9 protein-coding genes and 2 pseudogenes are annotated in these 12,565 nt (G+C 59.8%); 8 read left to right on the top strand and 3 right to left on the bottom strand.

Annotation, left to right across the window (positions count from 1 at the left end):
- Positions 1–124: 124 nt before the first annotated feature.
- From tnpB to AB9K35_RS16305, 7 genes are all read left to right on the top strand, one after another.
- Positions 125–478 (top strand): IS66 family insertion sequence element accessory protein TnpB, encoded by a 354-nt coding sequence (gene tnpB / locus AB9K35_RS16275; protein ID WP_174145498.1) that lies wholly within the window; start codon positions 125–127, stop codon positions 476–478.
- A 55-nt stretch (positions 479–533) separates the two neighbouring features.
- Positions 534–2,084 carry an IS66 family transposase gene (locus tag AB9K35_RS16280; RefSeq protein ID WP_369927670.1) on the top strand — a complete coding sequence of 517 codons (1,551 nt, stop codon included), beginning with the start codon at positions 534–536 and terminating at the stop codon, positions 2,082–2,084.
- Positions 2,085–2,175: 91 nt separating this feature from the next.
- Positions 2,176–3,426, top strand: coding sequence for a Zn-dependent hydrolase (locus tag AB9K35_RS16285; RefSeq protein WP_369927671.1), 1,251 nt, complete (start codon positions 2,176–2,178; stop codon positions 3,424–3,426).
- Positions 3,427–3,720: 294 nt separating this feature from the next.
- Positions 3,721–5,211: an NCS1 family nucleobase:cation symporter-1 gene (locus AB9K35_RS16290; protein ID WP_369927673.1), complete on the top strand. Its 1,491-nt coding sequence runs from the start codon at positions 3,721–3,723 to the stop codon at positions 5,209–5,211.
- Between the two features lie 855 nt (positions 5,212–6,066).
- Entirely contained in the window at positions 6,067–6,474 is a 408-nt protein-coding gene (locus AB9K35_RS16295) for a DUF488 domain-containing protein (protein ID WP_369927675.1), read from the top strand.
- A complete protein-coding gene (locus AB9K35_RS16300) occupies positions 6,471–7,499 on the top strand; it encodes an NAD(P)H-dependent flavin oxidoreductase (RefSeq protein WP_369927677.1) in 1,029 nt (342 codons plus the stop codon). Before AB9K35_RS16295 ends, AB9K35_RS16300 begins: the two co-directional genes overlap by 4 nt.
- Positions 7,500–7,503: 4 nt before the next feature.
- The gene (locus tag AB9K35_RS16305; protein WP_369927679.1) at positions 7,504–8,211 is read left to right on the top strand and encodes a 5-formyltetrahydrofolate cyclo-ligase; all 708 of its coding nucleotides are present in this window, start codon (positions 7,504–7,506) and stop codon (positions 8,209–8,211) included.
- Between the two features lie 893 nt (positions 8,212–9,104).
- Here AB9K35_RS16305 and AB9K35_RS16310 read toward each other — a convergent pair.
- Positions 9,105–10,208 carry an HPP family protein gene (locus AB9K35_RS16310; RefSeq protein ID WP_369927681.1) on the bottom strand — a complete coding sequence of 368 codons (1,104 nt, stop codon included), beginning with the start codon at positions 10,206–10,208 and terminating at the stop codon, positions 9,105–9,107.
- Between the two features lie 566 nt (positions 10,209–10,774).
- Between AB9K35_RS16310 and AB9K35_RS16315 the strand changes: the two genes are divergently transcribed.
- Positions 10,775–11,191 carry an Rrf2 family transcriptional regulator gene (locus AB9K35_RS16315; RefSeq protein WP_369927684.1) on the top strand — a complete coding sequence of 139 codons (417 nt, stop codon included), beginning with the start codon at positions 10,775–10,777 and terminating at the stop codon, positions 11,189–11,191.
- Between the two features lie 643 nt (positions 11,192–11,834).
- Here AB9K35_RS16315 and AB9K35_RS16320 read toward each other — a convergent pair.
- Positions 11,835–12,207, bottom strand: a pseudogene (locus AB9K35_RS16320) (transposase zinc-binding domain-containing protein); the annotation flags it as partial.
- Positions 12,197–12,425, bottom strand: a pseudogene (locus tag AB9K35_RS16325) (tyrosine-type recombinase/integrase); the annotation flags it as partial. The pseudogenes AB9K35_RS16325 and AB9K35_RS16320, both read right to left, overlap by 11 nt.
- Positions 12,426–12,565: the final 140 nt, after the last annotated feature.

The raw sequence follows: 12,565 nt of genomic DNA on the forward strand, positions 1-12,565 counted from the left end.
AGCCGGACATTGCGGCATCCGATGAGGTGATCCGGATCGTCTCGGGCGAAGTCAGGATCGAGCTGGCGCCAGGCACGCCCGCAGCGCGGATCGCCGAGATTGTGCATGCGCTCGGGGCCACGCCATGCTGATGCCCTCGCAAGGCGTGCGGATTCTGGTGGCGACGAAGCCGGTGGATTTCCGCAAAGGTCATGACGGTTTGGCGGCGCTCGTGCAGTCAGCGCTGGCGGAAGATCCGTTCACGGGCACGGTCTTCGTATTCCGGGCCAAGCGGGCGGACAGGATGAAGATCCTGTTCTGGGACGGCAGCGGACTTGTGATGGCTTACAAGCGGCTCGAGGAAAGCACATTCACCTGGCCCGCCATCCGGGATGGGGCGATGACGTTGAACCGGGCCCAGTTCGAGGCGCTTTTTGCCGGGCTGGACTGGCGGCGGGTGCGGTCCCTGGAGGCGCGCCGGCCGGCTGTGGCAGAGTGACTCGGTCGGGCAGAATGCCTGCCCATCGAGGTGCCGATCAGGGTATGGTCCGGCCATGTCCAGCGCCCCGCCCATCGACCTCTCTGCCATTCCAGAAGACCAGCGTGACGCTGTTCTGGCAGTGCTGCGCGAGCGGGATGTGCTTCGGGAGGTCAACAAACGCCTGGAGCATCTCGTCGCCGAGCTGAACCAGGCCGTGCATGGCAAGCGGTCGGAGAAGCTGAGCGAGGACGAGCGGCAGCTGGCCTTCGAGGATCTCGAGACAGCAGTGGCCGAGGCCAAGACGCAGCAGGACGCGCAAGCGGCCACCGGTCCGGCGCCGCGCAAGGCAGCCCGCCGCAACCGGGGCAATCTGCCCAAGGACCTGCCGCGGATCGAGAGGGTGATCGAGCCGGACAGCCTGGACTGCCCATGCGGGTGCGGTGAGATGCACCGGATCGGCGAGGATCGCACCGAGCGGCTGGATATTATTCCCGCGCAGCTCCGCGTCATCGTCACTGTCCGGCCCAAATATGCCTGCCGCGCCTGCGCCGAGGGCGTCACCCAGGCACCAGCCCCCGCGCACCTGATCGAGGGCGGTCTGCCGACCGAGGGCGCCATCGCGCATGTGCTGGTCAGCAAGTTCTCGGACCACCTGCCGTTATACCGCCAGAGCCAGATCCTGGCCCGCTCCGGGATCGACATTCACCGCAGCACGCTCGCCGATTGGGTGGGGACAGCCGCCTTCCACCTCGGCCCCGTAGTCGACCGGCTTGCCGAGCACCTGAAAGGATCGGGCAAGCTGTTCATGGACGAGACCACGGCGCCGGTTCTGGACCCGGGCCGGGGCCGGACAAAGACCGGGTATCTCTGGGCCCTGGCACGGGACGACCGCGGATGGGGCGGCGATGACCCGCCCGGCGTGGTCTTCACCTTTGCTCCCGGCCGCGCCGGGCAGAACGCGGAACAGATCCTGCAGGGCTTCGACGGCATCCTGCAGTTGGACGGCTATACCGGCTACAACCGGCTGACGCGCCCCTCACGGAAAGGCGGCGCGCCAGTCACCGTCGCGCATTGCTGGGCGCATGCCCGCAGGAAGCTGAAGGAAGTATTCGACCGCGACGGCTCGGAGATCGCCGCCGAGGGGCTGCGCCGGATTGCGGAGCTCTACCGCATCGAGGGTGAGATCCGCGGCATGGGTCCCGGTCAGCGGCTGTCGGCCCGGCAGACCCGCACCGCGCCGCTGGTCGCCGAGTTCGGAGAATGGCTGCAAAGCCAGCGCCGCCGGATCTCCTCAAAGTCGCGTCTCGGCGAGAAGCTGGCTTACATCCACCGGCAGTGGGACGGGCTGCAGACTTTCCTCCACGACGGCCGCGTCGAGATCGACTCCAATGCTGTCGAGAACCTGATCCGCCCAATCGCCCTGACGAGAAAGAACGCCCTCTTCGCCGGCCATGATGAAGGCGGCCGCTCTTGGGGCCGCATCGCTTCGCTCATCGCCACAGCAAAGATCAATGGCGTCGAGCCCTTCGCCTACCTCAAGGCCACCCTCGAAGCCATCGCTGCAGGTCACCCTGCCAGCCGGCTCGACGAACTCCTCCCCTGGAATTTCCCACCGTCAAGCTGATCCCGCGTGAGCCGAGGGCAACGCTTACTGAAGACCTGCCCTTGCGTTGCGATCTTAGGCGCGCGGGGCAAGGCTAAACAGGTATAAAGACATGAAAGACGTGCAAAGCAATGCCCGCATCAACGGCAGCCGCCTGTGGGGTACGCTGATGGAGATGGCGTTGAAGGGCCCCGGCCTGCGCGGCGGCTGCAACCGCCAGACGCTGACCGACGAAGACAAGGGAGGCCGCGACCTGTTCAAGCGCTGGTGCGAAGAGGCCGGGATGACGGTGAGCGTCGACAGCATGGGCAACATGTTTGCCCGCCATGAGGGCGCGGAGCCGGATCTGGATCCGGTGATGATGGGCAGCCATCTGGACACCCAGCCCACCGGCGGCAAATACGACGGCGTGCTGGGCGTGCTGGCTGGGCTGGAGGTCGTGCGCTCGATCCGCGATCTGAGGCTAACCCTGCGCCGCCCCATCGTCGTGGTGAACTGGAGCAACGAGGAAGGCACGCGGTTTGCGCCCGCAATGCTGTCCTCCGGCGTCTTTGCCGGTGTGCATACCCAAGAGTGGGCCTACGCCCGCGAAGATGCAGAGGGCAAGACATTCGGCGAAGAACTGGCGCGCGTCGGCTATGCCGGCGACGAACCCGTAGGCAACCGCAAGATGCACGCCATGTTCGAGCTGCACATCGAGCAGGGTCCGATCCTCGAAGCCGAGGGCAAGGACATTGGCGTCGTCACCCATGGCCAGGGTCTGAACTGGCTGCAGGTCACGCTGACCGGGCGGGAGGCGCATACCGGCTCTACCCCGATGCCGATGCGCCGCAACGCAGGTCTGGGCGCCGCGCGGATCACCGATCTGGTGCATGAAATCGCGATGAGCCATCAGCCCGACGCCGTCGGCGCGGTGGGGCACTGCGACTATTACCCCAACAGCCGCAACATTGTGCCGGGCAAGGTGGTCTTCACCATCGACTTCCGCTCGCCCAGTTTCGACACGCAAGCGGACATGGAACAGCGCCTGCGCGAAGGTGCAGCGAAAATCGCCGAGGAGCTGGAACTGGGCCTCGAGATCGAGCAGGTCGGCCATTTCGACCCAGTCACCTTTAATGAGGGCTGCGTCACTGCCGTGCGCCGCGCGGCAGAAAAGCTCGGCTATTCGCACCGCAACATCATCTCCGGCGCGGGCCACGATGCCTGCTGGATCAACAAGGTAGCCCCGACCGCCATGGTGATGTGCCCCTGCGTCGACGGTCTCAGCCACAATGAGGAAGAGGAAATCACCCTTAGGTGGGCTATGGCGGGAGCCGATGTACTGCTGCACACCGTTCTGGAAACGGCAGAAATCGTGGAGTGAAAAAAAATACCAAAATCCAGATCTAGGGCGAAACCGCCGCCGCTGCTGATAGCAGCTCCGCCTCTGCCGTCGCCATTGAGGGCAGCGGGATCGTGCAGATGGGTATCAATTTCAATGACGCCAAGGCGCTGTCCAAGTCGAGAAAGACCACCGCGCCGCGGCAGGTCGTGCGCTCGGCTAAAAAACTGCCGACCAACGTCTGAATAATTCCCCGGCAATAGCCGGAGGCTTTCTCATCCGCTGCCCTGTAGAGGATGGGGCGGCAGCAAGTCAAAGACAGGGAGGAAACTGGAAATGGCTTATGTAATCACCGGATATACCGGCCCCGGCGCCCAATCGGCGCAGCATGTTGATCTGGCTGGGATCGACCAGGAGCTGTACAACGAAGACCAGCTGCCCACCACCACCGAGCAGCGCACTTGGGATTGGCTGGCCATTTCCGCGCTCTGGGTCGGCATGGTCGTCTGCATTCCGACCTATATGCTGGCCTCCTACCTGATCGGCTCGGGGATGAGCTGGGATCAGGCGGTGCTGACCATCCTGGCCGCGAACGCGATTGTGCTGATCCCGATGGTTCTGGTTGGTCATGCAGGCACCAAATACGGCATTCCCTTTCCGGTGCTGCTGCGCGCTTCGTTTGGCCACAGAGGCGCCAAAATCCCGGCGGTGGCCCGCGGCATGGTCGCCTGTGGCTGGTTCGGCATCCAGACCTGGGTCGGCGGCTCGGCGATCTTCGTGATCCTCAACACTCTCACCGGCGGCGCGCTGGCGGGGGAGCCGCTCGCCATCCTCGGCATCAGCGCGGGTGAATTCGTCTGCTTCCTCGCCTTCTGGGGGCTGCATCTCTACTTCATCAAGAACGGCACGGAATCGATCCGCTGGCTGGAAACCTACGCCGCGCCCTTCCTGCTGGCGATTGGCTTGGCGCTCCTGGGCTGGGCTTATGTCAACGCCGGCGGCTTCAGCGAGATGCTCTCCACCCCCAGCGCCTTTGATCCGGGGCATCCCAAGGAAGGCCAGTTCTGGAGCGTGTTCTGGCCCAGCCTCACCGGTATGATCGGCTATTGGGCGACGCTGGCGCTGAACATTCCCGACTTCACCCGCCACGCCCGCAGACAGAAGGACCAGCTGCTGGGCCAGATGGTCGGCCTGCCGATCCCGATGGCGCTGTTTGCCTTCATCGCCTCCGCCGTGACCTCGGCCACCGTGGTGATCTTTGGCGAGGCGATCTGGGATCCGATCCAGCTGTCCGAGAAGATGGGCGGCCTGTCGGTGGTGATCGCGCTGTTTGCGCTGATCGTGGCAACGCTGACCACCAACCTGGCGGCCAACGTGGTGGCGCCGGCGCACGGCTTTGCCAACCTCGCGCCCAGCAAGATCAACCTCAAGCGCGGCGGCTACATCACGGCGGGCATCGGCGTGGCCATGTTTCCCTGGATCCTGGTCAACCACATCGTCGGCCTGCTGATCGCCTTCTCCGCACTCCTGGGGCCGATCGCGGGCGTGATGCTGGCGGACTACTACCTGCTGCGGAAGACCAAGCTGGAGGTGGCTGAGCTGTTCAAGCTGAACGGCATCTATTCCGGTAGCAACGGCACCAACTGGGCCGGCATTCTAGCGCTGGTGCTGGGCATCCTGCCAAACCTGCCGGGCTTCCTGGCCGGTGTCGGCATCACCGCGGGCACCTCGGGCTTCTTTGCGACGATCTATACCTACGCCTGGTTCGTGGGCCTGATCGTGGCTGGCGCCGCCTATCTGGTGCTGTCGAAAATCCTGAACAAGTAACATCACCACCGGGGCGGCACTGGCCGCCCCGCATTTCCTTGTGAACGCTATTTCAGAACTGCGGAGAGACTATGCTCAAAGACTGTTGGATCGCCCACTTCGCCAAGACAAACCTTGGCTCATGCTAGCTCCTTGATGAAGGCGCAACGGAGTTGTTTAAGAAATTCGACGGCCGCATGCCAGCTAGCTAACCCGCACTTACTGGAGCAGTGCTCGAAGTCTCAAAAATTGTTTCATAGCCAAAATCGGTAGAGGTGGTAGGGCGCGATTTCATACAATTCTTAAATTGGTAATTGAAATACCTATTTATGAAGTGTAGCATGATTCCGGAGTGCAAATCCTTGTGGCTGCCATGACAGCCGCTTCGAATGTTAACGATGTTCCTCGGTACGAACTTGACCGCAGAAGTCGCGACCCAAGCGAAAGTGACCGTGGAATTGCTTAACAGGCTGGTGCAAAGCTTGTTCGAAAATGTTCGCGCGGTTGCAGTGTTTGCTCCAAATTTGTCCCCTCGGATCTCGGACTGAAATCCGCATTGGACGGTGAACTCCTGCTGGTCCTCAGTCGTCCTGATTATCGACCGCAACCACGTGAGCCGAAACACTCTGTCCGACCGTGCTCTGCTCAAAGGACAATGACATGACGAAACCGAATTCCCCCGCAAGATCTCCCCGATCTCAATGGCTACTTCGAAGCTGGTTGACCTGTGAGCCACTGCCCCCAATGACCCGAACGGCAACACTGTCAAAAAAAGGTGGAGACCATCCATGTCAGGCAGGCGTCATGGCGCCAGGACACCTCAGTTGAAAAGGTAATAGAGGCGGTATTGGCCGCTGCTGAAATGAGGAGCAACTGATGCAGCCGACAAGACAGACAGTTCCCGAAGACCTCGCCGCGCGGATCCGAATCAAACGGGTCTATCGCGCGGCACGTGTGTCGGACGGCAAGCGGATACTGGTTGACCGGGTCTGGCCCCGCGGTGTGGCGAAGGACCGTGCCCGGCTGTCACTCTGGTGCAAAGAGATCGCACCAAGCAATGAGTTGCGTCTCTGGTTCCACGACCACCCCGAACAGTGGCAGACGTTCTGCACGCGGTATCAGGTGGAACTGGGTGTTCATGAAAATCTGGTCCGTAACCTTGCCAGATATGCATACGATGGCGTTGTTACGCTGCTTTATGCTTCGAAGAACGAGGCGGAAAACAACGCCATCGTTTTGCGCGATTACCTGCGCCGATGGCTGCGACGGGAGGACCAGAGATGACGGAACAGCGAGGAGACCCGCTACACACACCACTTTGTGACCTGCTGGGATGCGACAAACCCGTGCTGCTGGCCGGTATGGGGGGCGTTTCCCGTTGGGAACTGGCCGCCACTGTGGCCAACGCGGGCGGATACGGGATTCTGGGCATGGTGCGCGAAGACCCTGCCCTGATTGCCGCTGAGGTTACCGCGCTGAGGGCAGCCACCGATCGGCCCTTTGCTGTTAATTTGATCCCGGCGGCGACGGCCCCGGCGCTGCTCGAGGCCCAGATCGCCTGCTGCCTCAATCTTGGCGTTTCGGCTTTCAGCTTCTTTTGGGATGTGATGCCGGACGTGGTGAGCCGCGTCAAACGTGCGGGTTGCCTTGTCCTGCACCAGGTCGGCACGGTCAAGGCTGCGCGGAACGCCGAAGATGCCGGGGCGGATGTCATCATCGCGCAGGGCGTCGAGGCGGGCGGCCATGTTCACGGGCGGCACTCGGCCTTTGGATTGGCCCAGCAGATCCTTGAACAGACCGAACTGCCAGTCGTCGTCTCGGGTGGGATCACTACGGGCCAGGGGCTCGCTGCCGCACTGGCAATCGGAGCCGATGGCGTTCAATGCGGAACGGCCTTTCTGGCGACCGAAGAATCCTTCGCCCACCCGTATCACAAGACCCGCATATTGGAGGCCACGGACGATGACACTGTGTTGACAGATGTCTTCGTTCTGAATTGGCCGAAAGGCGCAGCGGTGCGGGTGATCGCCAACAGCGTAACCGACGGGTTGGACGGTCATTACCTGGGCCACGATCCTGACAATTTGCCGCGAACGCCCATTGCCTTCGACGGCAATCAGCCGCGCCTGCGGTTCAGCACGGATTCACCTCTACGGACCACGACCGGCGACCTTGAGGCGATGGCGCTCTATGCAGGTCAGGGTGCGGGTGTCATCAACGATATCTCACCGGCCTCCACCCGTCTGGCCAAGATGGTTGCGCAGGCCCGGCAAATCCTGAAGCCACAATTCGAAAAGAATTCGAGGTGATTTAATGAACAACAGATTCAAGAGCTTTCGCTGCCAAAGCGGCTTTTCCTCACCGCCATGCTATGCCGCCGAAATCACACCTGATTATTTTGATCCTTTCGCCGTCGATCCCGAACAGGTGCGCGATGTTGCCCGCTGGCGCAAGGCCGAACGCATCCGCCTGCGAAATGCGCGTCTAGCGCTTCCTGTGGTGGAACATAAGGAAATCAGTGAAACGCTATCCGGGCATTTACGACAGGTGTTGAATGATCGCTTTGGCGGAGCGCAGGGAATGGTCTTTTCCGCCTACTGGCCGATAAAGGGCGAACCCGACCTGCGCCCGTTAATGGCCGAGCTTCACGAGGCAGGTGTGACCGTCTCCCTGCCGGTGGTCGAAACCAGGGCGGCCCCGCTCACGTTCCGCCGCTGGTCTCCTGAAACGCGTATGGTACGCGGCGATTGGAACATTCCTGTCCCACCACCGGACTCAGCCGTAGCCACACCCGATATTGCGCTTGCCCCCCTCGTCGGCTGGACCGCGGAGCGCTATCGCCTCGGGTATGGCGGGGGATATTTCGACCGGACGCTGGCTTCACTCTCTCCGAAGCCCTTTGTAATCGGTATCGGTTTCGATTCTGCGCAAATAGCGACCATTTACCCCCAACCCCATGACATCACCCTTGATCTTGTTTTGACCGAGGCCGGGATCCGTTCTGACCACGCAGCAGCATGAGCAGCTTCGTAGCACAGATGTGCATCTGGCGAAGATCCGCATTTCTGAAATTCGCGCTCTGGCTCTTATTTTCCTGCTCCTGGGAACAGCGGACACCTCGCCGTTGCGGAAATACTGTCGTTCGGAAAATCGTATCATTGACTAGCGCTATCAGCCATACATTGCACAGACTGAAACTAAGTCTGTGTGGAACCAAAAAGGTTTCCCTACTGCAAGGATTGCGCTCCGCTCATTCTTTAACTCGGTTCAGGGGCACGTTTACTATTTATTGGCTGCCGAGCCTAAAATCTGAAGCCCTTAGGCATCGGTCTGGGGCGCAAATGCTTTTCGTTTCCCCGGTGAGAATGTGGACACGCAAGCGCCAGAAAACGGCAGGATCATTTGAAGCCCTGATGCCACCATTTTTTGATTTGCGGAGGGCGCGATGCTAGGGTTACGGAAAACTTGGACACTGGCTCGTAAAGTCATTGAGACCCCGTTCGGGACATTGACGCTCGCAGTGGCAACCGCTGCTGTTGTCTTTGTTCTGGCAAAGGGGGAGCCTGACAACGCTGCGAAGCGCGGAAATAGCAAGGCTTCGTCATCTGCCGAGCTGACCTTATTCCTGAATAATTGCCTGTCAATGCTTGAAAAATTTACGATTGAGAACGGCTTATCGAATGCTGATGCTATATCTGGTGATTATTGTGCCAAATTGCGGGCATTGAAGTATGCAGGGAATACGGGCCAGCTCAGGGACTTTGATTTCTTTCCTCTAATTGAACCGAGGTCCTCACGAGAATAGGCTTTCCACGAAGTGAAGCAAAAATCTATGATCAGCGGCGGAATTCGCTCTCAAGTTATCAAGCTCGGAAAGGGTTGCCTATTCTACTATAGACGACTTGGCTTCAACTTCACGCAGCGACACGGTTTTGAGCTCCTTGCAAAAGCAGGCCGATAATGTCGGAGCGCGTGAGAATGCCCACTAGGCGGCCTTCATTGGTTATAGGCACGGTTTGCACCCCTTGTGCGGCGAGCCGGTTCAGGAGAGCCCCAACTGGAAGGTCATGAGGGACCGTGCCTACTGGAGGGAGCATCACATTCTTTGCCATCAATTTGGCTGTGCGTGCAGGGTGGAACTTGCGGCCGGCATCCCGCATCAGCGCATCTATCAGATCATTTTGCAGAATGAGGCCAACGAATATCCCTTTGGCGTCCACAACAGGGAGGCACTTGATGGAATGGTCGCGGAACATTTTTGCAACTTGCGTCACAGGTGTATCAGGGAGGACGGTAATCAAGTTCTGCGTCATAATGCTGCCGCAGGTCACACCTTCAAACCGATGCTGTGCCGCTTCCTCTTCAGCAGCAGCCAACAGGCGTGCAAGGTCCGCAACACCAATGTTGGTCGCTTGGCGGAAGCGCTGCAGCAATTCTTCCAGCTCATCATTGCTCAGTCCCAGGCGGATCTCCTGAGTCTGTATGGGTGCTTGTACGGACTGGCGGAACGGGTATTTGCGGCCGGTTATCCGGTTGTATAAGATACCAGCCATTACTAGGGCGGCTGTCAAGACACTAACCGGCGCAAGCGCGAAGGCGAAACCCGCATCAAGAATTGGCGCCGGGTCCAGTGCGGCCAGCAGCGCTATAGCTCCTCCAGGGGGATGTAATGCTCTCGCAAACATCATAGCGGTTATAGCGGCGGCGACAGCGAGAGGTGGCCCCCAGGCCAACGGTGCGGTTTGCAAAACCGCAACCGCCGCCATGGCGGAAACCGCATTGCCGCCGATGGCTGACCAGGGTTGAGCCAGAGGTGAGTTCGGAACGGCAAAAACCAGAACTGCTGAAGCCCCCAAAGGGGCGAGAAGGGCGATTGGCACGCCAGCGATCGTCGGCCAGGCAAGTGCAAACATCGCGCAAGCGCATAGGCCAGCAACGGCACCGCCCGAGGCGCGCAGGGTTTCTCGAATCTGAGCCGGTGGCAGCGCCGGGGACATGTTGCGCAAGAGGTTTTTCATTGGCCACATCGTTCTAATCGCTCAGAAATGAATCGTACGCCGGCAGCCTGCGCATAAAACAGGCAGAATGAAAACATCTTATCAGGTAGCAAAGCCAATGCGGTCGACAGCTTGGCGCAATGGTGTTCTTCTTCTGGCGTAACACCCCAACGGCCGTTCCCCTCGTACTGGATTGTCGGGAAATCCTGACGTGCAGAAGATATGCTAAGCCGCGTTTCATCCTTGTTTGCAAATTTTAAGGGACGCGTGCGCTTGCGAAGCGTTAAACCAACAGAGGTCATGTCCCGCGGCGAGAGGTAACTTCGTGTAGTGGAGGGAACGATGAGGCCAATCCATCAGGTTGGAACAGAGTCGGCAAACGAACACTGTCCGCCGCTGAGTGCGGTCAACCTTTTGGCATTCGAACACAGCAAGCCCCGAAAATTGGTCAACGGCCACATCCAACTATGAGCACACATCACTTGCGAATGATGTGAGTATATCAGCCTGGCTGACCTGCTTCTGTCATTGAGCCTTCGCACCGTAATTAGTACGGTAAATACTTATTCAGACCGAAGGAAAGCCGCATGCGTCTTACATCTTTCACAGACTACGGCCTTCGTATGCTGATGAGGATGGCGAGCCAGCCAGGGCAAGGGTACTCGACGGCCGATCTGGCTGAAGAGTTCCGCCTTTCCCGGAATCACCTGACGAAGATCATGCAACGGCTGGCGCGGGCAGGAATTGTCGAAACCCGGCGTGGGGCCGGTGGCGGCGCCTATTTACGTATCCCAGCTGAAGACATCCGCCTGGGTGATATTGTTGCGCTGCTTGAACAAGGGCAGGCGCTGGTCGAATGTTTTGGTGACGAAGGAGGCGATTGCACGATTGATGGCAGCTGCCGTCTGAAAGCCCGGTTGCGTAAAGCTGAGAGAGCATTCTTGGAAGACCTGAATCAAACAACACTCGCGGATATCGCACTACCGGCTCGCACCACAGCGTGAGGGCGCAAAACGGCCAAGTATATCCTCGCGTCGTGTCCTCGAGCAAAGTTGTTCTCCGGAAATCGCCATGACCACCAAGTAAAAAAGGCAGCTGTGGTCGCAAGCACGGTTGCGGATGCTCAGGTCTGCATCATCTTATAGGCGAATCGAAGCATCAGCCCAGGAACAAAGGACGGCTGATCGGCAAGAAACGCCGTTGCTCCCGAAACAAATCTGCGCCATCCTCACCCGGCTAGAACGTGCGGAAAATAAAAGGAATCTGGCGCTACTCTATCTCGCGATCTACAGCAAGCTGCGCGGCTGCAATCTGGAGTGACCGAAATTGCCTGCCAAAACTGTGTCCGCGAGCGTGTTTCCATCAGCCAGAGCAAGACAAATCGCCCAGTGCAATTCGAAGTTTCTGAAGGCGTACCTGGCTCCATCTTGAATTGGGTCTGTTGCCCGGAACTACTCGACTTCACCACTTTATTCCCGAGCAGTTTTCACGACCGGCCTCATGTATCGAAACGACTATACGCGCGACTTGTTCGGGGTTGGGTATCTGCAAATGGCTAGGGTCCGGGTGGATAGGGAACACACTCGTCTCGGCGTTCAAGGCTGCGCAGATCTACCGCAAGACCGGCAGCCTGCTCGCGTTCTAGTTTCTGTTGGGGAAGAGCCGCCGGGGCAACCGGGAGATGACGCGCACCGGTAGGAAGAACCCGGAGCGGTCAGGCGATCCAGCGGTTGCCGTCTGGCGACAGGCCGCCGCCGGGCACGATCTTGTGTACATGCGGAAGGTGGGTCAGCGCCGAAGCGCGCAACAGCAGCCCATAGACTGCCTTCTTGTTCCAGCAAGCGATTTGCGCGATCTCGGCCGACAGGGTGAAAATCACGTGGAAGTCCTTGGCCCGCGCGGCCCTCCAGTCACGTACGGCTGGTCCCTGGCACTTCGGGCAGTGCCGGTTCTGGCTCGAATTGTAGGCGATGTGCCGGTGGCCGCATTTTCCGCACGCGGCACCATGCCCGCCGAGCAGCTCGGTCCTGCAGCTCCTTCAGACGTTCGTACGGGCTGACGGTGGAGCGGATCGTCTTGGTGGCCACTTGCGCGTCGCGGGTGATGGTGTTGAGCTTAGCGTGGCCCAGCAAGAGCTGGATGATCCGGACATTTGCCCGCCTCCAGCAGATGCGTCGAGAAGCTATGGCGGAGCGTGTGCAGAGTTGCGGGCTTGTTGATCCCTGCCATGTGTTTTGCGGGGGAGGGTTTTGTAAACCGGTCTGTAAACCGGCAGTTCCAGGGCATGCTGCAGTCCCGGAGAGGCTCAGAGAAGTCCAATGATTTCAATGAGAAGGATTGGCTGGGGTGGTAGGATTCGAACCTACGATACACGGTAC

The sequence above is a fragment of the Leisingera sp. XS_AS12 genome (assembly GCF_041224635.1).
GTDB lineage: Bacteria > Pseudomonadota > Alphaproteobacteria > Rhodobacterales > Rhodobacteraceae > Leisingera.

What these genes read in the sequence shown, in the direction of transcription:
- AB9K35_RS16295 (WP_369927675.1), top strand. Translation starts at nt 6,067, where the DNA reads ATGCAGCCGACAAGACAGACAGTTCCCGAAGACCTCGCCGCGCGGATC.
- AB9K35_RS16290 (WP_369927673.1), top strand. Translation starts at nt 3,721, where the DNA reads ATGGCTTATGTAATCACCGGATATACCGGCCCCGGCGCCCAATCGGCG.
- tnpB (WP_174145498.1), top strand. Translation starts at nt 125, where the DNA reads ATGCTGATGCCCTCGCAAGGCGTGCGGATTCTGGTGGCGACGAAGCCG.
- AB9K35_RS16315 (WP_369927684.1), top strand. Translation starts at nt 10,775, where the DNA reads ATGCGTCTTACATCTTTCACAGACTACGGCCTTCGTATGCTGATGAGG.
- AB9K35_RS16305 (WP_369927679.1), top strand. Translation starts at nt 7,504, where the DNA reads ATGAACAACAGATTCAAGAGCTTTCGCTGCCAAAGCGGCTTTTCCTCA.
- AB9K35_RS16310 (WP_369927681.1), bottom strand. Translation starts at nt 10,208, where the DNA reads ATGAAAAACCTCTTGCGCAACATGTCCCCGGCGCTGCCACCGGCTCAG.
- AB9K35_RS16285 (WP_369927671.1), top strand. Translation starts at nt 2,176, where the DNA reads ATGAAAGACGTGCAAAGCAATGCCCGCATCAACGGCAGCCGCCTGTGG.
- AB9K35_RS16280 (WP_369927670.1), top strand. Translation starts at nt 534, where the DNA reads ATGTCCAGCGCCCCGCCCATCGACCTCTCTGCCATTCCAGAAGACCAG.
- AB9K35_RS16300 (WP_369927677.1), top strand. Translation starts at nt 6,471, where the DNA reads ATGACGGAACAGCGAGGAGACCCGCTACACACACCACTTTGTGACCTG.